The organism is Flavobacterium johnsoniae (assembly GCF_030388325.1).
GTDB lineage: Bacteria > Bacteroidota > Bacteroidia > Flavobacteriales > Flavobacteriaceae > Flavobacterium > Flavobacterium johnsoniae_C.
In genome coordinates this window covers 4,237,444-4,258,676 of the sequence record NZ_CP103794.1, presented here as the reverse complement: position 1 = coordinate 4,258,676, position 21,233 = coordinate 4,237,444, and the positions used below count along the sequence as shown (strand labels likewise).

General features: G+C 33.9%; 19 protein-coding genes. 15 read left to right on the top strand and 4 right to left on the bottom strand.

Going from position 1 to position 21,233, the window contains the following annotated elements; genetic code table 11:
* Positions 1–102 precede the first annotated feature (102 nt).
* On the top strand, positions 103–279 hold the full coding sequence (locus NYQ10_RS18205) for a histone H1 (protein WP_012026201.1): 177 nt from the start codon (positions 103–105) through the stop codon (positions 277–279).
* A gap of 101 nt (positions 280–380) precedes the next feature.
* Here the strand turns inward: NYQ10_RS18205 and NYQ10_RS18200 are convergent, their stop codons facing one another.
* A complete protein-coding gene (locus NYQ10_RS18200; RefSeq protein ID WP_289881048.1) occupies positions 381–1,421 on the bottom strand; it encodes a GntR family transcriptional regulator in 1,041 nt (346 codons plus the stop codon).
* Between the two features lie 387 nt (positions 1,422–1,808).
* On the opposite strand from NYQ10_RS18200, the gene rhaT reads away from it, so the two are divergent.
* The 7 genes from rhaT (at position 1,809) to NYQ10_RS18165 (ending at position 11,063) form a co-directional block, all read left to right on the top strand.
* Positions 1,809–2,858, top strand: a complete 1,050-nt coding sequence (gene rhaT, locus NYQ10_RS18195; RefSeq protein ID WP_289877643.1) for an L-rhamnose/proton symporter RhaT — start codon at positions 1,809–1,811, stop codon at positions 2,856–2,858.
* A 27-nt stretch (positions 2,859–2,885) separates the two neighbouring features.
* A complete protein-coding gene (locus NYQ10_RS18190) occupies positions 2,886–5,027 on the top strand; it encodes a bifunctional aldolase/short-chain dehydrogenase (protein ID WP_289877642.1) in 2,142 nt (713 codons plus the stop codon).
* Positions 5,028–5,455: 428 nt separating this feature from the next.
* Entirely contained in the window at positions 5,456–6,730 is a 1,275-nt protein-coding gene (locus tag NYQ10_RS18185) for a TIM barrel protein (protein WP_289877641.1), read from the top strand.
* 72 nt (positions 6,731–6,802) lie between these two features.
* Positions 6,803–8,164, top strand: coding sequence for an FGGY-family carbohydrate kinase (locus NYQ10_RS18180; RefSeq protein ID WP_289877640.1), 1,362 nt, complete (start codon positions 6,803–6,805; stop codon positions 8,162–8,164).
* Positions 8,165–8,259: 95 nt separating this feature from the next.
* Positions 8,260–9,000 carry a (Fe-S)-binding protein gene (locus tag NYQ10_RS18175; protein WP_202004637.1) on the top strand — a complete coding sequence of 247 codons (741 nt, stop codon included), beginning with the start codon at positions 8,260–8,262 and terminating at the stop codon, positions 8,998–9,000.
* Between the two features lie 82 nt (positions 9,001–9,082).
* Positions 9,083–10,483, top strand: a complete 1,401-nt coding sequence (locus NYQ10_RS18170) for a lactate utilization protein B (RefSeq protein WP_289877639.1) — start codon at positions 9,083–9,085, stop codon at positions 10,481–10,483.
* A complete protein-coding gene (locus NYQ10_RS18165; protein WP_289877638.1) occupies positions 10,476–11,063 on the top strand; it encodes a LutC/YkgG family protein in 588 nt (195 codons plus the stop codon). The genes NYQ10_RS18170 and NYQ10_RS18165 overlap by 8 nt, the downstream gene beginning before the upstream one ends.
* A gap of 73 nt (positions 11,064–11,136) precedes the next feature.
* Here the strand turns inward: NYQ10_RS18165 and NYQ10_RS18160 are convergent, their stop codons facing one another.
* Entirely contained in the window at positions 11,137–11,469 is a 333-nt protein-coding gene (locus NYQ10_RS18160; RefSeq protein ID WP_289877637.1) for a YegP family protein, read from the bottom strand.
* Between the two features lie 142 nt (positions 11,470–11,611).
* Positions 11,612–12,358, bottom strand: a complete 747-nt coding sequence (locus tag NYQ10_RS18155) for a DUF1349 domain-containing protein (RefSeq protein ID WP_289877636.1) — start codon at positions 12,356–12,358, stop codon at positions 11,612–11,614.
* Positions 12,359–12,494: 136 nt separating this feature from the next.
* Between NYQ10_RS18155 and NYQ10_RS18150 the strand changes: the two genes are divergently transcribed.
* From NYQ10_RS18150 to NYQ10_RS18135, 4 genes are all read left to right on the top strand, one after another.
* Positions 12,495–13,238, top strand: coding sequence for a response regulator transcription factor (locus NYQ10_RS18150; RefSeq protein WP_289877635.1), 744 nt, complete (start codon positions 12,495–12,497; stop codon positions 13,236–13,238).
* Between the two features lie 60 nt (positions 13,239–13,298).
* The gene (locus tag NYQ10_RS18145; protein WP_289877634.1) at positions 13,299–13,772 is read left to right on the top strand and encodes a copper resistance protein NlpE; all 474 of its coding nucleotides are present in this window, start codon (positions 13,299–13,301) and stop codon (positions 13,770–13,772) included.
* 94 nt (positions 13,773–13,866) lie between these two features.
* The gene (locus tag NYQ10_RS18140; RefSeq protein WP_289877633.1) at positions 13,867–14,988 is read left to right on the top strand and encodes an XdhC family protein; all 1,122 of its coding nucleotides are present in this window, start codon (positions 13,867–13,869) and stop codon (positions 14,986–14,988) included.
* Complete coding sequence (locus NYQ10_RS18135) at positions 14,978–15,580, top strand: nucleotidyltransferase family protein (RefSeq protein ID WP_289877632.1); 603 nt, start codon at positions 14,978–14,980, stop codon at positions 15,578–15,580. Before NYQ10_RS18140 ends, NYQ10_RS18135 begins: the two co-directional genes overlap by 11 nt.
* 145 nt (positions 15,581–15,725) lie before the next feature.
* Here the strand turns inward: NYQ10_RS18135 and NYQ10_RS18130 are convergent, their stop codons facing one another.
* A complete protein-coding gene (locus NYQ10_RS18130) occupies positions 15,726–16,862 on the bottom strand; it encodes a cysteine desulfurase family protein (RefSeq protein WP_289877631.1) in 1,137 nt (378 codons plus the stop codon).
* A 343-nt stretch (positions 16,863–17,205) separates the two neighbouring features.
* Here NYQ10_RS18130 and NYQ10_RS18125 point away from each other — a divergent pair, with 343 nt between their 5' ends.
* The 3 genes from NYQ10_RS18125 to NYQ10_RS18115 are packed head-to-tail and all read left to right on the top strand — an operon-like array spanning position 17,206 to position 21,034.
* The gene (locus NYQ10_RS18125) at positions 17,206–17,844 is read left to right on the top strand and encodes a (2Fe-2S)-binding protein (RefSeq protein WP_289877630.1); all 639 of its coding nucleotides are present in this window, start codon (positions 17,206–17,208) and stop codon (positions 17,842–17,844) included.
* Positions 17,841–18,821, top strand: coding sequence for an FAD binding domain-containing protein (locus NYQ10_RS18120; protein WP_289877629.1), 981 nt, complete (start codon positions 17,841–17,843; stop codon positions 18,819–18,821). The genes NYQ10_RS18125 and NYQ10_RS18120 overlap by 4 nt, the downstream gene beginning before the upstream one ends.
* Positions 18,822–18,829: 8 nt before the next feature.
* Entirely contained in the window at positions 18,830–21,034 is a 2,205-nt protein-coding gene (locus NYQ10_RS18115) for a xanthine dehydrogenase family protein molybdopterin-binding subunit (protein ID WP_289877628.1), read from the top strand.
* The last annotated feature ends 199 nt before the right edge of the window (positions 21,035–21,233 follow it).

Below are 21,233 nucleotides of genomic sequence, written 5' to 3'. Positions count from 1 at the left end.
GTAAAGAAAATGAATGAAAAACTGCATTAAATTTAACAGCAAATTTGTTGTAACTATCACACAAACTTCTATTTTTGTGTCTTAATTTAACAATATATAAGCATGAAAGATTTATTAGTAAAAATCAACGCCGAAATTGAAACATTTAAAGCAGAAGCTGAATCTTTAACTGAAAAAGGAATTAAAGCTGCAGGTCCAAGAGCACGTAAAGCTACTTTAGAAATTGAAAAACTTTTAAAAGAGTTCAGAAAAGTTTCTATCGAAGAATCAAAAAAATAATACCACAAAAAACCTCGTCATTAGACGAGGTTTTTTTATAGAAAAAATTATCAGCAAAGAGAAAAACCTTTGTCACTTTGTTTCTCTGTAACTTTGTATCTTTAAATAGAATTTCTATCAATAAAATTAAAAGGAACTTTTACCTGACCTTTTTCTTTATTTAAGATCATTCTGGCAGCTGTTTCTCCCATAATATTAAAATCGGTAGACATTACTGTAATACCTAATAATTCTTTTAGCGGCGTATCATTATAAGATATAACGCCAATCTCTTTTCCTAAAACATATTCTTCATCACGAATCTGTTTCACTAAATTAACCAGATCAGATTCTTCGATTGTAATAAATAAATCACCTTTTTTAAGAATCATATCATCATAAACTTCACTTAAAATTTCAAAGTTAATTTCGTGTTCTACGCAGAATTTTCTGAATCCGTGTAAAATTCTTCTCGGATATGGGTAAACCGCTTTATCTGGATAAACTAAAATTAAACGTTTGTATTTTGATATTTTAGAAAGACCTTCTTTTAAAGCATTATAAATATCATTTTCAAAATCCTGATAAATTTTAATTACTTCATCACCAGTTCCTAATTTAATATTGTCTAAAACAACTAATTTTTCTTGTGGAATATTTTTAATCGCATTTACAACTTCGTCGGTAAAGCTTAAATGTTTTAATTCGTCTGTTTTAAAATGCGTTGTAATTACGTAATAATCATATGCACCTTCAAATTTGTCTAAAATATTCAAAAACAAAGTTTCGTCGCAGTGATAGATTTGAAGATCAACATGTGCATTTGCGCCTAAAGTATCAATAAAAGAGCTGTATGTTTTCATTTTATACGAGCTCAGTTTATTCGTTAAAAACAAAATATTGACTTTAGATTCTAACTTTGTTCTGGTTATATAATAACCTTTTCCTCTAATAGAAGAAATGATTTTTCTTTCCTTTAAAATATTATATGCCTTTTCGACCGTATCGCGAGACATATAAAATTCTTCACTAAAACTATTTATAGAAGGAATTTTTTGATTGATTTTCAAATTCCCGTTGGCGATGTTCTGAAGAATAGAGTCGACAATTTGTTTGTACTTAGGAACTCTCGAATCTTCGTCTATTTTAATAAGTTTGATCATGTTCATTTGAGGAAATTTGTTTCGTATTTCAGCGAAACTCATTTTTAATTGTAGCTTTTATTAAAAAAATCTCTTTAAGCAAAATAATTTTAGTGGCTTTGCTATTTTACTCGAAAAAAAGAGAATTTAATAAGGCTTGTAATCTTTTTTTTATAATTTCTAAATTTTAACCAGAATGCATAATTAATAATTACGAAATCGATTGCTAAAATAGCCATTTTAAATTTATTTACCCAATAATTGTAAGTCCTTATTTCTAATAATCTTTAGATTTAACAAAAAATACGAAATCCGTAAAGGATAGTACAGGACAGTTTTCTTTTTTACATTCTATTATTTTACAAAACCAAATTACTATCAAACTAACCTTAAACCAAAAACTATAAAATGGAATCATTATTAGGAATCATTTTTCATTCTATCGGAGGATTTTCTTCAGGTAGTTTTTATATGCCTTTTAAAAAAGTAAAAGATTGGGCTTGGGAAAGCTATTGGCTAGTAGGAGGATTTTTCTCTTGGCTTATTGTTCCTCCGGTTGCAGCTTACTTAACGATTCCGCATTTTGGTGAAATAATTGCAGCGGCTTCTCCATCAATAAAAACCTTTACTTACTCGATGGGATTAATTTGGGGAGTTGGTGGTTTAACTTATGGTTTAGGCGTTCGTTATCTGGGAATGTCTCTAGGAAATTCAATTACATTGGGATTCTGCTCTGCATTTGGAGCTTTAGTTCCTTCAATATATTATGATTTTGTTCCAACAGAAGGTAAAATTTCATTTTCTCACATGCTTACTAATACGGGCGGTCAGATTGTTTTGTTGGGAGTTGTGGTCTATCTTTTAGGAATTGCCATTTCTGGAAAAGCTGGTATGCTGAAAGAGAAAGATTTTGCGACAGGTCATGAAGATAAAGACAAAGATTTCAATTTAGTAAAAGGTCTAATTGTAGCTGTAATCTCTGGAATTTTAAGTTCCTTTTTTAATTACGGAATTGAAGCAGGGAAACCAATGGCAGAACAAGCTGTAATAAATGGAGCTAATCCGTTATTTCAAAACAATGTAACTTATGTTGTGTTGCTTTGGGGAGGATTAACTACCAACTTTATTTGGTGTCTTTATTTGAATTTTAAAAATAAAACAATCAAAAATTATACAGATAAATCTACTCCGATAACAAAAAATGTTTTGTTTTCTGCACTTGCCGGAACCATGTGGTTTCTACAGTTTTTCTTTTACGGAATGGGAGAGAGCAAATTAGGAAATGGAGCTAGTTCGTGGATTTTGCACATGGCAACCATTATTTTAACAGCAAACTTTTGGGGATTTTATTTGAAAGAATGGAAGGGAGTTTCTAAAAAAACATTAAGAACTTTTTTCTGGGGAATCGGGCTTATTATGCTGGCGATCGTTTTGGTAGGAATTGGTAACTCATTATAAATAATACAAGAAATAATATAAAAGTATATGTCGGATACAAAAACAATTAATACAAATTTTAAGCATGTAAGCTACCTTTGGGATGATGCTAAAGCCGCAGAATTGGCGGGTGATGAAGTAGCGCTTTTTATTTATCGTTCTAATTTATTAGGAGCAGATTTAAGATTGACTAATTATGGAGGAGGAAATACTTCTGTAAAAATCACAGATAAAGATCCGTTAACTGGAGAATCTTCAGAAGTAATGTGGATTAAAGGTTCTGGTGGAGATATTGGAACATTGACAAAATCTGGCTGTGCAGCTTTGTATTTGGACAGACTTCGTAATCTTGAAAACGTTTACAGAGGAATTGAGTTTGAAGACGAAATGGTAGAATTATTCAACCACTGTATTTTCGATTTGGCTTCAAAAGCGCCTTCTATTGATACGCCTTTACACGGATTTCTTCCTTTCAAACATATCGATCACTTGCATCCAGATGCGGCAATTGCTATCGCTGCAGCGAAAGATGGAAAGAAAATCACAGAAGAATTATTCAACGGAGAAATCGGTTGGGTAGGTTGGCAACGTCCAGGATTTGATCTTGGTCTTCAATTAAGAGCTTGTTTAGAAGAAGCGGCTCAAAACGGTAAACAACTACGCGGAATCATGTTAGGTTCTCACGGTTTATTCACTTGGGGAGATACTGCGTTTGAAAGTTATATTAATACGCTGGAAGTAATCGAGAAATGTGCGACTTACTTAGAAGATAATTACGGAAAAAAACGTCCAGTTTTTGGAGGAAAGAAAATTGATAGTCTTCCAGAAGCAGATCGTAAATTGAAAGCAACAAAAGTAGCGCCGATTTTGAGAGGTTTCTGTTCATCAGAACGTCAAATGATTGGTCATTATACAGACGATGCAAGAGTTTTGGAATTCATTAATTCTAATGATTTAGCGAAATTAGCTCCATTAGGAACTTCTTGTCCAGATCACTTTTTAAGAACTAAAATCAGTCCTTTAGTTTTAGAATTAGATCCAAACGAAGATTTATCAGATATTGATTCGATAAAAGCAAAATTAACTCCTGCTTTCGAAGCTTACCGTGCAATGTATAAAGACTATTACAATGCATGTAAAAAATCAAATTCACCAGCAATGCGTGACCCAAATCCAGTTGTGATTTTATATCCTGGAGTTGGAATGTTCACTTTTGCTAAAGATAAAACAATGGCACGTTTAGCATCTGAATATTATATCAATGCTGTAAATGTAATGAAAGGTGCTGAAGCAGTTTCAGAGTACACTTCTTTGCCTCACCAAGAAGCTTTTGACATTGAATATTGGTTGTTGGAAGAAGCTAAATTACAGCGTATGCCAAAACCAAAAGCATTATCTGGAAGAGTTGCTTTAATTACTGGTTCTGCGGGCGGAATTGGTAAAGCTATCGCTAAGAAATTTGCTCAAGAAGGTGCTTGTGTTGTTATTAATGATATTAACGAAGAGCGTTTAGAAGGTGCAACTGCTGAATTTACAAAAGCATTTGGTAAAGATGCCGTTTCTAGCACTTTATTGAATGTTACTGACGAGGTAAGTACAGAAAAAGCATTAGACGAAGCTTCTTTAGCTTTTGGAGGTGTTGACATTGTGGTAAATAATGCTGGAATCAGTATTTCAAAATCTATCGCAGAACACACTTTAGAAGAGTGGGATAGATTGTACGATATCTTGGTAAAAGGACAATTTATTGTTTCTAAAGCCGGAATCGAAGTAATGCGCAAACAAGGTTTTGGAGGAGATATAGTAAATATCGTTTCTAAAAATGCTGTTGTTGCTGGTCCAAATAACCCTGGTTATGGTTCGGCTAAAGCGGCTCAAGCGCACTTAACACGTTTAATGGCTGCAGAACTTGGAGCAGATAAAATTCGTGTAAACACAGTAAATCCTGATGCAGTAATTTCAGACTCAAACATTTGGTCTGGAGGTTGGGCAGAAGGTCGTGCAAAAGCATACGGAGTTACGGTTGAAGAACTTCCGGCTTACTATGCAAAACGTACGTTGTTAAATGAAATCATATTGCCTGATGATATTGCTAATGCTTGTTATGCTTTTGTTGGAGGTTTACTTGGTAAATCTACAGGAAACGCATTAAACGTAGACGGTGGCGTAGCAATGGGCTTTTATAGATAAAGATTGTTTAGGTTTTTTATATAAGTTTGTTTAAGCAAAAGTGGTTTTTTGTGGTCTAGCGTTCGAATTCTTTCGAACGTTAGATTTTTTTAGCATATAACAATTCGCTTTAACAAAGAAAACTTAACAAAAAAGTGAAGTACAACCAGAGTTTGGTTTGTATAAAATTTTTAAGTTGAAAAATATTAAACATATGAAAATCATAGAACGCGGATGAGATGGATTCGCTATCGCGAAAACGCCGATTGACACAGATTTTTTTTAATTATCTTTTTTTAAAATCCGTTTTTTTTCGCGTCTTCGCGATAGCGAATCCGTAAAATCAGCGTCAAAAATTTCGGCACTAAAACTGTGGCATTATGTGTTAAAAAAATATACTAAACGTATAAAATTTATACCTTGTAAACTCTATTAAAATATCAATAACTATGTTAATCGGATCAAACCACATCGAATCTCATAACGAAGATTTAATTAAAAAACACGAAAGTAAGCTTGTTTTTACAGCTTCAGAAATAAATAATACAGAAGCGATAATTCAAAAATTAATCGATTTTCAAATTGCAATTCCATCTTGGGCTTTAGGAACTGGAGGAACAAGATTCGGACGTTTCGCTGGAGGAGGAGAACCTCGTTCTATTGAAGAAAAAATCGAAGATGTTGGTTTGCTTCACAAATTAAACAATGCTTCTGGCGCGATTTCACTTCATATTCCTTGGGATATTCCAAGCAATTATGGAGCAATCAAAACATTGGCGGGGCAGCACGGATTGAAGTTCGATGCTATGAACTCAAATACTTTTCAAGATCAGGCAAGCGCGGAGCATACTTACAAATACGGTTCTTTGCAAAACGTAAATAAAGCCGTTCGTAAACAAGCAATCGCTCATAACATAGAAGTTATTAAACACGGAATCGAATTAGGATCTGAATCTTTAACAGTTTGGTTGGCAGATGGTTCTAATTTTCCTGGACAATTAAACTTCAGAAAAGCATACCAAAATACATTAGAAAGTTTAGAAGAAATCTATGATGCATTGCCTTCAAACTGGAAATTATTTTTAGAATACAAATGTGCTGAACCTAATTTTTATTCTACTACAGTTGCAGATTGGGGACAATCGTATTCTTATGTTCAAAAATTAGGAGACAAAGCAAAAACACTTGTTGATTTAGGGCATCATTTGCCGAACGCAAACATCGAACAAATTGTTTCTATTTTATTAATGGACAATAAATTAGGAGGTTTCCATTTTAACGATTCAAAATACGGAGACGACGATTTAACTGCTGGAGCATTAAAACCATATCAATTATTCTTGATTTTTAATGAATTAGTAGAAGGAATGGATGCAAGAGGAATGAATCATGCCAAAGATTTAGGTTGGATGATTGATGCTTCTCACAACATTAAAGATCCTTTAGAAGATTTATTGCAATCTGTTGAAGCGATTATGATTGCGTACGCTCAGGCACTTTCTGTTGACAGAAAAGCATTAGAACAAGCTCAAGAAGAAAATGATGTGGTAAAAGCACAGGAAATTCTTCAAAATGCATTCCGTACAGATGTTCGCGCGTTAGTTGCAGAAGCTCGTTTACGTTCTGGAGCAGCTTTAAACCCTGTAGCATTATATCGTTCGCTTCAAGTAAGACAAAATCTTATCGAAGAAAGAGGTTTAAAAACAATGGCAACTGGATTATAATTATGAATTATTAATTGTTAATTATAAAGCATTAATTGACAATTGATAATTAACAATTTACAATTAAAAAAAATGAATGTAGTTGCGATTTTTGATATTGGTAAAACAAACAAAAAGGTTTTTTTATTTAACGAAAATTATAAAATTGTCTGGGAGAAATCTGTTAATCTAGAGGAAACCAAAGACGAAGATGGATTTCCGTGTGAAGATATCGAAGTACTTAAAAACTGGATTTTAGACCGATTATCTGAAATAAAAGAGCTTAATGATTATGTTTTAAAAGCAATCAATTTTAGCACTTACGGAGCCAGTTTTGTTTATATTGACGAAAACGGAAAAATTTTAACTCCTCTGTATAATTATTTAAAAGATTATCCAGAGGAATTAAAAACTCAATTCTACGAAAAATACAAAGGAGAAAAAAAGTTTGCTGTAAAAACAGCTTCTCCAGTTTTGGGCAGTTTAAATTCTGGAATGCAGATTTATCGCTTAAAAGAAGAAAAACCTGAAATATTTGAAAAGGTAAAATACTGTCTGCACTTACCTCAGTTTCTAAGTTTTCTTTTAACGAATGAAGCTTACGCGGATATTACGAGTATTGGCTGCCATACCAATATGTGGAATTTCAAAAAAATGAAATACCATAAATGGCTGAAAGAAGAAGGTATTTCAGAAAAAATACCGCCAATTCATTTTGGAAAAGATGTAATTATGACTCGTGAAAATCTTGCCGTTGGAGTTGGTCTTCACGATAGTTCATCGGCAATTATTCCGTACACTATCAATTTTACTGAACCATTTGTCTTGTTGTCTACAGGAACTTGGAGTATTTCTCTAAATCCGTTCAATAATAAACCTTTAACATTTGACGAATCGCAAAACGATTGTCTTTGTTATATGCAATACACCGAAAAACCGGTAAAAGCAGCACGTTTATTTGCAGGAAACGAACATGAAATGCAGACTAAACGTTTGGCTGAGTATTTTAATGTTCCGGTCGACGCGTACAAAGAAGTTTATTTTGACAAGAAAATAGTAGCCAATTTAAGAGCGCTTAATTTTCAAATCATTTATCCTAAAAAGTACAATTTTGATATTTTGAAAGAATGTCCTTTTCAAAAAAGAGACCTTTCTCATTATAAAGATTACGAAACTGCTTATCATCAATTAATGTTGGATTTGGTTGAACAACAGGTTTTTTCTACCAATTTGGTCATTCATAATAGTCCGGTAAAAAAGATTTTTGTAGATGGCGGATTCAGTAAAAATTCCATTTACATGAATTTATTGGCAGAAGCGTTTCCAGATGTAGAGGTTTATGCGGCTTCGATGGCGCAGGCGAGTGCATTGGGCGCGGCGTTGGCAATTCATCAAAATTGGAATCCGAAACCAATTCAGAACGATTTAATTGACTTGAAATTCTATAAACATTAGGTAAAAACGGTCTGTATGTTGTAAATTTGCTGAGAAACGTATTTTTTACATTTTTACTTTATACGCCGAATGAACAACACACTAAATACTACAACATGAAAATTGGACTTTTTATACCTTGTTATGTCGACCAATTTTATCCAAAAGTAGGAATTGCAACCTACGAATTACTTCAAAAATTAGGTTGTGATGTCGAATTTCCGATGGGACAAACCTGTTGCGGACAACCTATGGCAAATAGCGGTTATGCACATTTAACTAAAGGTTGCGATGCTAATTTCATTGCCAATTTTTCTGGATTTGATTATATAGTTTGTCCTTCTGGAAGTTGTGTTTTGCATGTAAAAGACCATTTGCACGACGAAAAACAAGAAGAGAAGGCAACAGCAATACGAAATACAGTTTATGAACTTACAGAATTTATTACAGACGTTTTAAAAATCGATCATATCGACGGAAGATTTCCGTTTAAAGTGGGAATGCACGTGAGCTGTCACGGTCAACGCGGATTAAAGCTTTCGCAGATGTCTGAATTGAACGCTCCATTTTTTTCTAAACCAGAACAATTATTACACAATATAGAAGGTCTTGATTTAGTTGCTCTTACGAGAAAAGACGAATGTTGTGGTTTTGGCGGAACTTTCTGCGTAACCGAAGAAGCGGTTTCTGTAAAAATGGGACAAGATCGTATTAAAGATCACGAAAGTCATGATGTGGATTATATTACAGGTGGAGATATGTCTTGCTTAATGCATTTGGACGGAATTCTGAAAAGACAAAAAAGCAGAATCAAAACCATTCACATTGCTGAAATATTAAATTCACTCGAAAATTAATTTTTTCTACCATTAAGATATTAAGAAAGTTAAGTTGCTTACTGCTTGTAGCTTAAAGCTTACAGCTTAAAAAAAACAAAAAATGTCATCAGAAAAAATAATACAGCACAGCGAAGCCGCAACAAAGTTCAATAAAGATGTAGAGCGTGTCAATTGGCATGATGAAACACTTTGGTTTGTTCGTGCTAAAAGAGATAAATCAGCGCATCAAATAGCAGATTGGGAATTGCTTCGCGAAACGGCTTCTCAAATTAAATTTAATGTGCTTTCTAATATTCACGATTATTTAGTTGAATTTGAAGCTAATGCTCAAAGAAACGGCATAATTGTACATTGGGCAGCCGATGCCAAAGAACACAACGAAATTGTACATTCGATCATGGCAAAACATGATGTAAAGCAAATGGTAAAATCCAAATCGATGCTTACAGAAGAATGTCATTTGAACGATTATTTAGCCGAAAAAGGAATAGAAGTAATCGATTCTGATTTAGGAGAATATATCGTTCAGCTTCGTAAAGAACCGCCGAGTCATATTGTACTTCCGGCGATTCACTTAAAGAAAGAAGATGTAAGTGAAACTTTCCACGAACATTTGGGTACAGAAAAAGGAAATTTCAATCCACAGTATTTAACAGAATCAGCTCGTCATAGTTTAAGAAATACTTTCTTGACTCGAAAAGTGGCGTTGACAGGAGTGAATTTTGCTGTTGCAGAAACAGGAGAATTTGTAGTTTGTACGAATGAAGGAAATGCTGATATGGGCGCGCACTTAGCAGACGTTCACATCGCTTGTATGGGATTCGAGAAATTGATTCCGAAAAGAGAACATTTAGGTGTTTTCTTGCGATTATTAGCAAGAAGCGCAACAGGGCAACCGATTACTACTTTTTCAAGTCATTTTAAAAAGCCGAGAGACGGTAAAGAAATGCATATCGTAATTGTAGACAACGGAAGAAGTACTCAATTAGGAAGAGAAGATTTTAGAAACTCATTAAAATGTATTCGCTGTGGCGCGTGCATGAATACCTGCCCAGTTTACAGACGAAGCGGCGGTCACAGTTATCATAATGCGGTTGCTGGACCAATTGGTTCTATTTTGGCGCCGAATTTAGATATGAGCAAAAATGCAGATTTGCCTTTTGCGAGTACGCTTTGCGGTTCATGTACTAATGTTTGTCCAGTAAAAATTGATATTCACGATCAATTGTACAAATGGCGTCAGGTTTTGGTAAAAGAAGGACATACTCCGACAGCTAAAACTGTAGCAATGAAAACGATGGCGACGGTATTGGCAAATCCAACAGTTTTTAATATTGCCGGTAAATCTGGACGATTTGTAATGAAGAATATTCCAGGAATGGTTAGTAATAAAATGAATAAATGGTACGATCAGCGTGAAATGCCAGATGTTCCAGAACAGTCTTTTAGAGAATGGTACAAGAAAAATTCGCGAGAATCTAAAGAAAAAGGAAATGAGTAGTAAAGGCGAAATTTTAAAAAGAATAAAAGCAAATCAGCCCGAATTGGTTTCAGAACTGCCAGATTTAAATCTTTTAGGTTCAGAACAATTTGATGTTTTAGAAACTTATAAAACGGTTTTAAAAGGAATTGGAGGAGATCCTGTAGAAGTTGCCAATTATGATGAAATTATCAATTACATTAAATCCAATTATAATTTAGAAAAAAGATTAATTACAACACTTCCAGAACTTTCTGAAATTGCTTCTTTAGATTGGAAAGCAGTAGATCCGCATTCGCTTCAAGATGTTGAATTAACGGTTGTAAAAGCACATTTTGGAGTTGCAGAAAACAGCGGACTTTGGGTTACAGATGATATTTTAGGACAACGTGTTGCGCCTTTCATTGCACAATATTTAGCCATTATTGTTCATAAAAAAGATCTTATTCCAACAATGCAGCAAGCGTATCAAAGAATTGGAAACATGGAATATGGTTTTGGAACTTTCATCGCTGGTCCATCAAAAACGGCTGATATTGAGCAGTCATTAGTTCTCGGTGCGCACGGAGCGAGAGGATTAATTGTATTTTTGTTAGATTAAGAAAATCCAATATTTATCAAATAAAAAAGCGAGGCATTTACCTCGCTTTTTCTATTTAGAACAACTTTTTTAATTAAGCCGTTTGATCATCAATTGTTGCATCTGGAGCATTTTTCTTAACAGATTCAATTCCGTTTTCTCTTGCAGAAGTGCTTTCGTACATTTCGCTTGAGCCAATAATTTGTCCGTTTCCAGCTTTTAAATTAAAATAAGGCTTACCACTTTTAGATTCTAATCTATCATAACGATCATCGTCGGGTGCATTTTTTTTAACTGATTCGATTCCGTTATTGCAAGCCGCCTTTGTTGTATAGCCTTCGCTTGTTAAAATTGTCTGGCCGTTACCAGCTTTCAAATTGAACTGAAACTCTCCATTGGTTCTAGTAGTAATTACAAATTTTCCCATGCAGTTTAAATTTAAGGTGAGTATTAATTATTTCGCTATCGATAAAAATACAAAACTTAGTAATATAAATCATACGTGAATTTGAAAAAATAATTACCGTAACAATAATAAATCATTTTAAGCCAAGAACTTAATACAGACTTTAAATTCCTAAACGGAAATCAGAAACACTTTTTTCTTCTAAATTGATTTCTTCAAAAATGCTTTGTGTTCCTTTATCCATTGGACATTGAGTGCTAATTCCCATCCAGATTTCTTTCGGATAATTGTTTTTGTACAAACGTACCATTTGCCAGTTCTTTTTGTCAAGAGAATAATAGCTTGCAACTGTTTTAGTGTCCGAAGATATTTTCATGTAAACTGAAGGCTGTTTTACAACATCGTGATTATTATCATCAGAAGTTCCCATTGTACGAACGGTTACAATTCTATGGTTGCCTCTTTCGTCTTGTTCAAAACAGAATTTTTGGTAGAAATTATCATTCACATAAATGTATAAAACTCCCGCGTTGTACAAACCTTTTGCTGTAAATTGAGGTGTAACTTTCGCGGTAAGCGTAAAAGGTTTTGTATTATCTACTTTTGATAAAAGCATTGGAGCAGTTGTGTTGGACAATTTTCCATCAGGATCAGAAAAATAATCTGATTTTTCGCCAGCCTTAAAAATGATTTTTTCATTAGCTTCCTTTTTAATTAAAGTATCAGCGCCATTTACGGCTTTTGTAAAATAGATGTTTGACAATTTAATATCGCAAGGAGAACCATTAACAATAGCCGAATCTGTTTTTGTTTCTTCTGTCATAGTTGTTTTTAGTGCTTCATTTTTATTATTACAGCTAGCTAAAAAAAGGCTTAGGATAATAAGAGCGTTGTAAAAAAATGTTTTCATAAATTATTTTTTTGGGATAGAAAGTGATATTTTTAAGTTTCCAAAAATAGAATTGCTAAATAAAAACAGCAATACGTAAAATTAACCAATTCCACTTTTTTATATGCCACAAAATCCTTCAGTCGAAAACCAATTAATGAATACGTTTTTAGAACAAAAGTTTGAGATTGGAGAATCTAACGACATAGAAATGTACAAACAATTTGTCGCAAATTATGTCAAGATTGAGCAATGTGTGGCAGTTTTATCCGATTATCAGGCTGATCGCAGTTATATTTTTGCTGGAAATTTCGGTTCGGTTTTCGGACTTCCAAATGAAAATTCTGTCATTGATTCTGCTTTTGAAGAATGTATTTTTACTAAAATTAATTCAGATGATTTGGTTGAACGTCATATTCTGGAACTTAATTTTTATGAGTTTTTAAAAGGAATTCCAAAAGAAGAATATTCCAATTATAGTACATTAAGTAGATTGCGAATGAAAGATTATGTTGAAAAATCTACGTATATAAATCATCGTACTATTTACCTTAAGACCTTCAGTAATGGTAGCATTTCTCTTGCCTTATGTTTGTATATGCCGTCGACAGATTTACAATTTAGAAAAGGAATTGACGGAAAGATTTTCAATATTCAAACCGGAGAAGTTATTGAAGCTGAAAAGTATAAAAATAAAGCGGAAGCGATTCTTTCTAAAAGAGAAATAGAAGTTTTAAATAGTGTTGCAAAAGGAAATAAAAGCGAACAAATTGCCGCAGAAATGCATATTTCAGTTTATACTGTTCGACGTCATAGACAAAATATTATCGAAAAGTTGAAAGTAACCAATACCGCAGAAGCAGTTCAAACGGCTTATGTTATGGGGCTGATTTCTTTTTAGAACTTAAAATAATTAACTTGAAAGAGTAAGAATATTCTTTATATTTGTAAGAAAAAGAAAATGAAAAAGATATTAATTTTTACTGCAGTTTTAGCTCAATTGTTTGTATCATGTAATTCTAAAAAGCAAACCGAGACAGATGAAACTATAAAAAGAGATTCAATCGAAAATCAAATTGAAAAACAAGAAACAGATAATATTTTGGTTTTTGAAGGATCGCTGCCATGCGCTGATTGCGCTGGAATCGAAACAATTTTGAGAATTAATCGTTTGAGTAATAAATACGAACTTTCTACTATTTACAAAGGAAAATCTCCAGAACGAACATTTAAAGAAAAAGGAAATCTTAATACAGAAAGAGGCTTAGAAAATGATCCAGATGGTACAATTTATGTTTTAAATTGGGACAAACCGCAAAATGAGCAAACGTATTATGGTTATTTCAGTAAAAATCCAGAAAAGATTTATATGCTCGATAGAAATAAAAAAGTGATAAAATCGAAATTAGATTATTCTTTAGAATTAAATGAATAATTAATCCGTATTGTAAGCGCTGTTTCAGATTAAGTTTTTATTTTTAAGCTGATAAAAAATACTTCAATAGAATTTATATTGATGAAAATTACCCATGAAAGAAATCAGCGAAATTCTTAAAGCTTATTCAGCAGCAAAAGAAGCAAGAAAAAAAACAGCTCTGGCAACCGTAGTTAAAGTCGAAGGCTCATCATACAGGCAGCCCGGCGCACGCATGCTGGTAACTGAAGACGGAATACTAACTGGCGCAATAAGCGGTGGTTGCCTAGAAGGAGATGCATTGCGAAAAGCGCTTCTTTCAATTAATCAAAAGCAAAATAAACTTGTAACTTACAATACTAGCAATGAAGATGATGCAGAAGTTGGTTTGCAGCTTGGATGCAACGGAATTGTTCACATCCTTTTTGAATATATAAATGAAGAAACTCAGAACAATCCGATTCAGCTTTTAGAACAATTGGAATTAGAAAGAAAAGAAGCCGTAATCGTAACGGTTTTTTCTTTAAAAAGAAATGCTTTTCAGATGGGAACGACTTTGTTTTTTAGAAAAGAAAGTCCCTTTTTAAATCATAATAATGAAGTTTTAAATCTGATTTCGGATGTAAAAGAAGTTCTCAAAAATAAGATTTCGACAGTAAAGAAACTTCAAGAAAACGAAGACGAAGCTTTAATAGAATATATAAAACCTTCAATATCTTTAGTAATTGCGGGAGCTGGAAATGATATTCAGCCTTTAGTAAAAATGGCGGCTATTTTAGGATGGAAAATTAACCTTGGCGAAGGTCGCGCTACACATGCAACTTCAAAACGTTTTCCTAAAGCCAATCAGGTTTTGGTTGTAAAACCCGAGCAATTTCTGGATAATATACAAATAGACGATCAGACTTATTTTCTTTTAATGACGCATAATTACAAATATGATCTGGCTGTTTTAAAATCTTTATTGCGAACTAATTGCCATTATATTGGTATTCTCGGTCCAAAATCAAAATTTAGCCGAATGTTAGATGATCTCCAGAACGAAGGAATTTCGGTAAACGAAGAACAGTTAAGCCGAATTCATACTCCTGTTGGATTAGATATTGGTGCCGAAACTTCGGAAGAAATAGCATTATCTATTATTTCAGAGATAAAAGCTGTTGCATCTCAACGTGCGGGAACTTATTTGAAATACAAATCGGGTAAAATTCACAATGAAGTTTATCATGGAAAATAAACTGTCTAATTCAACTGGAATTATCATTTTAGCCGCAGGAAATTCTTCGAGATTAGGCCGCCCGAAACAATTGCTGGAATATAAAAAATCAACACTTTTAAAGAACACAATTTATGAAGCTTTAAAAGTCGAAAATGCATTGGTAATAGTTGTAATGGGTGCGAATTATGAAGTTATAAAAAAAGAACTTAATTCGGGCGACATAACAGTTTGCTTAAATCAAGATTGGGAAAATGGAATGTCTTCTTCTATTGCAAAGGGATTAAATGAATTATCAAACTTAAATCCTGATTGTGAACAATGCATTTTTGCAGTCTGCGATCAGCCTTTTGTAACCAGTTCAATATTTGAAAATCTTATAAACGAACATCATAAAACCCAAAAAGGAATTATAGCTTCTGCTTACTCCGAAACTTTAGGCACGCCAGTTTTATTTCATCAAAAATATTTTCAAGAACTTTTAGGATTAACTGGACAGGAAGGAGCCAAAAAACTGATTAAAAAATATTCTGATGATGTTGTTTCAATTCTTTTTGAAAAAGGCAATATTGATATTGATACGGAAGAAGATTATCGGGAGTTGATTTCTTGATTTTTAGGTACAAAGGTTCAGAGGGTTTTAGGTATAGTTTATCATTTCGACTGAAAGGAGAAATCTCACTAGAAACTCTGTAAAGTATGTCGTCAATCTTTGTCGATTCACGAGTGCGATTTCTCCTTTCAGTCGAAATGATAAACTATACATTTAAATCTCTTGCAATCTTTAAAACCTGTTCAATAGCAATCTCAATTTCTTCCTCAGTTGTAAATCTTCCCAAACTAAATCGAATCGAACTCAAAGCCTCTTCATCCGACAATCCCATTGCTTTTAAAACATGTGAAGGTTCAGAAGTTACCGCCGAACAAGAAGCTCCGTTTGAAACAGAAATATTTCCCAAAGCAAGTATCAGCTGTTCTGAATTTACGTTTGGAAAACAAATATTAGAAGTATTATAAATTCGGTTTTCTGTATTTCCGTTTACAAAAGAACCTTCAAATTGTAATAAACCAGATTCCAATTTATTTCTTAATAGATTAATTCTATTGGAGTCTTTTTCTAATTCATTTACAGCTATTTCTGATGCTTTACCTAAACCGATAATTCCAGGTGTATTTAGAGTTCCGCTTCGAAGTTTTCTTTGCTGACCTCCACCAATAATTTGTGGTTGTAGTTTAAGTTTAGCTTTCGCTGAAATATACAATGCGCCAACACCTTTTGGTCCATAAAATTTATGTGCCGACAAAGTCAAAAGATCAATTCCTAAAGCTTTAGCATCAATTGGAATTTTTCCAACAGCCTGTGTAGCATCACATATAAAAAGTACATTTTTACTTTTTAAAATGTTAGAAATTTCACTGCTATTTTGTATGACACCAGTTTCATTGTTAGAAAGCATTCCGATGAAAGCCAGTGTTTTATATGTTATAATTTCATTTAAAAGATTAATATCTAAAAGTCCGTCTTTGCTAACAGATAAATAACTAACATCAAAACCATTCTGCTCCATAAAATGGCAAGTTTCGAGAACCGCTTTATGTTCTGTTTGAATGGTAATGATATGTTTTCGGTCTTGATTAACCAAACCTTTAATCGCCAGATTGATTGCCTCAGTTGCGCCTGATGTAAAGGTGATTTCCTCTGCATTCGCATTAATTAAGTCCGCAACTTGCCACGCCGCATTTTCAACGGCTTCATTAACTGTTAAACCTGCTATATGTCTGCTTGTTGAATTCGCATACAGATCAGTAAAATACGGAAGCATTGCATTCAAAACTCTATCATCAACACGAGTCGTGGCATTATTATCGAGATAAATATGTTGCTGATTTGGCATAGTAAAAACTTAATTCTCGTAAAAATACAATTTTCAAAATAAAGAATTAAACAGTATGGGATGTGTTTTTTTTAACGCAAAGCGCGCAAAGAATTTTTGTTTTAGAAGATTTTATAAAAACGCTAAGTTCGCAAAGTTAGAATTGATGAAGCTTTGCGAACTTAGCGTTTAGTTTAGATAACTGAATTAAAATTCTTTGCGCGCTTTGCGTTAAAAAAAAGTAAGAAGTTGTAATTATTCTAAATAAGAGTAATGTTTGAATTTCATAACTTTTTGTGATTTAAGATGATTAAATTTGTTAGAATGACAAAAAGTGAATTTGCTAATTTAACAAATAGACTGAATGGCTTCTAAAAAAACAAATCAGAATAAAGTTACTCCGGACGACTCCAATTCGCGTCGTGACTTTATAAAGAAATCGGGACTTTTTACCGCTCTTGCTTTTACGCCACCTTCATTGGTAATGGCTTCAGACAAGAAATGGGATGAAAAAATAGCGGAATATCTAGAAACCGTACCGCTTTCTATTGAAGTAAATGGAGCAAAACACAATCTCAATATAGAACCAAGAACTACTTTATTGGATTTATTGAGAGAACAACTGCGTCTAACAGGAACTAAAAAAGGCTGTGACCACGGACAATGTGGCGCGTGCACAGTTCACGTAAATGGAACTCGAATTTTGTCATGTCTTTCTTTGGCATCTATGCAGCAAAATGCACAGGTAACCACAATCGAAGGGCTTTCAAGAGGTAAAAAACTACATCCGATGCAGGAAGCTTTTATTAAACATGATGGATTTCAATGCGGTTATTGCACACCAGGGCAAATCATGTCGGGAATTGCTTGCATTAAAGAAGGTCATGCAAACAGCAGAGAAGAAATCAGCGAATACATGAGCGGAAATATCTGCCGTTGTGGAGCTTATCATAATATTGTTGATGCTATAACCGAAGTGAAGGAAGGAGGAAAGGAGTTATGAAAAATTTTCAGATAATTAGAGCTTTATCATCAGGTTCGGCAGTAACAAATATTAGCAAAGAAAAAGAAGCTATGTTTATTGCTGGTGGAACAAATCTGGTAGATTTAATGAAAAAGAATATTGTTGCTCCAGATAAGTTGATTGATATTAATGGTTTAGATCTTAAAAAAATAGAATTCCTTAAAGGAAAAGTTTCTATAGGCGCTTTAGCAAAAAATAGTCAGGTTGCAGAAGATTTATCGATTAAAGAAAAACATCCTTTGTTGGCTTTAGCTTTAGCGGCTGGAGCATCACAGCAAATCAGACATATGGCAACTGTTGGAGGAAATATGTTGCAAAAAACACGTTGTTCGTATTTTTATAATACCGATATGCCTTGCAATAAAAGAGCACCAAAAAGTGGTTGTGGCGCAATTGGAGGTTCGAATAGAATGTCAGCAATTTTTGGAGCTTCAGAAAGTTGTATAGCGGTTCATCCGAGTGATATGTGTGTGGCTTTGGCAGCGCTAGATGCAATAGTTTTGGTTGAAGGACCAAAAAGTAAAAGACAAATTAAATTTACAGATTTTCATCGTTTGCCAGGAAACACTCCGGAAAAAGATAATACTTTGGAAACAAAAGAACTAATTACTTCAATTGAAATTCCAGACAATAATTTTACTAAAAATGTTCATTATTTAAAAGTTCGAGATAGAACCAGTTATGCTTTTGCATTAGTTTCTGTTGCCGCCGCATTAGATTTAAAAAATAATGTGATACAAGATGTTAGACTCGCAATGGGAGGCGTAGCTCATAAGCCATGGAGATTAACAGATGCGGAAGAATTTTTGAAAGGAAAAACTGTTTCTGAAGAAACATTTAGACAAGCGGCCAATTTATCAATGAAAAGCGCAAGAGGATACGGTGATAATGACTTTAAAATTACACTTGGAGCCAATGCCATAACAGAAGCACTTACAATAGCAGCATCAAAATAATTAGAATTATGAGCAAGACAAGTAATATTAATAGAGTTGACGGATTTGCTAAAGTAACTGGATCAGCAACTTATTCGGCAGAATATAAAACGGATGGTGTTGTTTATGCATGTTTGGTAGGAAGTACAATTGCTAAAGGAAGAATCAAAACCATTGATACTAAAAAAGCAGAATGGGCACCCGGAGTTTTGGCTGTGATTACGCATTTAAATGTTGACAAACCTGTCGGATATCAAAAAGCAAAAGACAAACATAATTTTGGACAGCCACTTCAGATTTTTAAAGATGATTCGGTTTTGTATTACGATCAGCCAATTGCTTTGGTGGTTGCCGATACTTTTGAACGCATGCAATATGCAGCGAGTTTAATTAAAGCGGATTATTTTAAAGAAGAACATTCAACCGATCTTCAAAAAGCTGCTGATAAAGAGAAAAAAGTTGAAACAGATAAAGGGAACGATTATCATCGCGGTGAACATGACGGATATAAAAATGCCGAAGTTGTTTTAGAAGCTGAATATACGATTCCGACGGAAGTGCATAACCCGATGGAATTGGCGAATATTATTGCCAAATGGAATGGAAATAAACCAATTTTATATACCAAAAGTCAAGGCGTTGAAGGTACACGCAAAAGTGTTGCTGGAGTTTTTGGAGTTCCAGTCGAAGATGTTGAGGTTCATTCTGAATATCTTGGAGGTGCATTTGGAATGGGATTACACACTTGGCCGTATGAAATTGCAGCTTTGATCGGTGCAAAAAAATTAAATCGTCCAGTGAAATTGGTTTTACATCGCGAACAGATGTTTACCAATGTGGGTTTTAGACCTTACACGATTCAAAAAATGGGACTTGGAGCAACAAAAGCAGGTAAACTAACAGGTTTAACCCACGAAGCGGTTGCGATGACTTCCAGTTATGAAGATTTTATGGAAGGAACCGTAAATATGTCGCGATTTATTTACGATTGTGCCAATGTTTCTACGCGTTATAGAATTGTGCCTTTAGATACTTGTACGCCAATTTGGATGCGTGGTCCAGGAGAAGCAACAGGTTCTTTTGCTCTAGAATGTGCAATGGATGAACTGGCTTATAAATTAAATCTAGATCCGATTGAGTTTCGCAAATTGAATTATGCCGAAAAAGATCAGGAACAAAATAAACCTTGGAGCAGTAAATATCTTTTAGAATGCTACGAAGGCGGAATGGAACGCATTGGATGGCAAAATCGTAAAAATGAACCTGGTGCGGTCAAAGAAGGAAACTGGCTTGTAGGTTACGGAATGGGAACAGGAACGTTTGGATGTTATAGAAGTCCGACTTCTGTAAAAGCAAAATTTTTACCTGACGGAAAGTTAGTGTTACAATGCAGTGTAAACGACATGGGACCAGGAACTGCAACGATGATGACAGCAATTGGTGCCGAAATTACAGGGCTTTCTGCTGAAAATATTATCATAGAAATGGGAAAAAGCGGACTTCCAAAAGGCCCAACGCAAGGAGGATCGGCAACGACTTCTTCTGTTGGTTCTGCGGTGCATGATTCTTGTAATTTATTACTAAGCAAAGCTTTGGAATTGGCAACTCAAAATCCGACTTTTAAAGGAATTCCAATTACAGATTTGACTTTTGAAAATGGTTTGATTTCTTCTAAAAAAGATAAATCTAAATCGGTTACGTTAGCTTCTGTTTTGATTAGTAGTAAGTTAGAAGGATTGGAAGTTGAAAATCTATCCAAAGCGGCAGAAGAAGCTAAGAAATATTCAATTTATTCTTTTTCGGTGCATTTCGTAAAAGTACTTGTGAATCCGAATTTGGGTAAAATAAGATTAGCGCACGTGGTTTCTTGCGCTGATATTGGAACAGTTATTAACCAAAAAACGTCAGCAGGACAAATGTATGGCGGCGCGGTAGGAGGAATCGGAATGGGATTAATGGAAGCTTTAGAAATCGATCACCGTTTCGGTCGTCCGATTAATAATAATTTCGCCGATTATCATGTTCCTGTAAATGCTGATATTGAAAAACAAGAAGTTTTCTTTGTAAATAAAAAAGATCCAATCAGTAATCCGATGGGAACAAAAGGTCTTGGAGAAACTGCTTTAGTTGGAATGGCGCCTGCAATTGCAAATGCTGTTTTTAATGCAACAGGAAAACGTGTACGAGATTTACCAATTACGTTGGATAAAATTATAGAAACTGTTAAGGTTTAAAAAAAGAGACATTGAAAAATGTCTCTTTTTGTTTGACGTTCCGATTTTAAACATAGCCCTTGGTTTCAACCACGGGAAACGTATTTTTATAAACGTAATGTTACATACTTTGCGTACACGTGGTTGAAACCACGGGCTATGTTTGCCTAAGATTGTGTTATCAAATGCGAAGAAAATTATCTGCATAAAAAAAGAGACA

Bases quoted from the DNA above. Each gene is read 5' to 3' on its own strand.
- NYQ10_RS18205 (WP_012026201.1), top strand. From the start codon at position 103: ATGAAAGATTTATTAGTAAAAATCAACGCCGAAATTGAAACATTTAAA.
- NYQ10_RS18200 (WP_289881048.1), bottom strand. From the start codon at position 1,421: ATGATCAAACTTATTAAAATAGACGAAGATTCGAGAGTTCCTAAGTAC.
- rhaT (WP_289877643.1), top strand. From the start codon at position 1,809: ATGGAATCATTATTAGGAATCATTTTTCATTCTATCGGAGGATTTTCT.
- NYQ10_RS18190 (WP_289877642.1), top strand. From the start codon at position 2,886: ATGTCGGATACAAAAACAATTAATACAAATTTTAAGCATGTAAGCTAC.
- NYQ10_RS18185 (WP_289877641.1), top strand. From the start codon at position 5,456: ATGTTAATCGGATCAAACCACATCGAATCTCATAACGAAGATTTAATT.
- NYQ10_RS18180 (WP_289877640.1), top strand. From the start codon at position 6,803: ATGAATGTAGTTGCGATTTTTGATATTGGTAAAACAAACAAAAAGGTT.
- NYQ10_RS18175 (WP_202004637.1), top strand. From the start codon at position 8,260: ATGAAAATTGGACTTTTTATACCTTGTTATGTCGACCAATTTTATCCA.
- NYQ10_RS18170 (WP_289877639.1), top strand. From the start codon at position 9,083: ATGTCATCAGAAAAAATAATACAGCACAGCGAAGCCGCAACAAAGTTC.
- NYQ10_RS18165 (WP_289877638.1), top strand. From the start codon at position 10,476: ATGAGTAGTAAAGGCGAAATTTTAAAAAGAATAAAAGCAAATCAGCCC.
- NYQ10_RS18160 (WP_289877637.1), bottom strand. From the start codon at position 11,469: ATGGGAAAATTTGTAATTACTACTAGAACCAATGGAGAGTTTCAGTTC.
- NYQ10_RS18155 (WP_289877636.1), bottom strand. From the start codon at position 12,358: ATGAAAACATTTTTTTACAACGCTCTTATTATCCTAAGCCTTTTTTTA.
- NYQ10_RS18150 (WP_289877635.1), top strand. From the start codon at position 12,495: ATGAATACGTTTTTAGAACAAAAGTTTGAGATTGGAGAATCTAACGAC.
- NYQ10_RS18145 (WP_289877634.1), top strand. From the start codon at position 13,299: ATGAAAAAGATATTAATTTTTACTGCAGTTTTAGCTCAATTGTTTGTA.
- NYQ10_RS18140 (WP_289877633.1), top strand. From the start codon at position 13,867: ATGAAAGAAATCAGCGAAATTCTTAAAGCTTATTCAGCAGCAAAAGAA.
- NYQ10_RS18135 (WP_289877632.1), top strand. From the start codon at position 14,978: ATGGAAAATAAACTGTCTAATTCAACTGGAATTATCATTTTAGCCGCA.
- NYQ10_RS18130 (WP_289877631.1), bottom strand. From the start codon at position 16,862: ATGCCAAATCAGCAACATATTTATCTCGATAATAATGCCACGACTCGT.
- NYQ10_RS18125 (WP_289877630.1), top strand. From the start codon at position 17,206: ATGGCTTCTAAAAAAACAAATCAGAATAAAGTTACTCCGGACGACTCC.
- NYQ10_RS18120 (WP_289877629.1), top strand. From the start codon at position 17,841: ATGAAAAATTTTCAGATAATTAGAGCTTTATCATCAGGTTCGGCAGTA.
- NYQ10_RS18115 (WP_289877628.1), top strand. From the start codon at position 18,830: ATGAGCAAGACAAGTAATATTAATAGAGTTGACGGATTTGCTAAAGTA.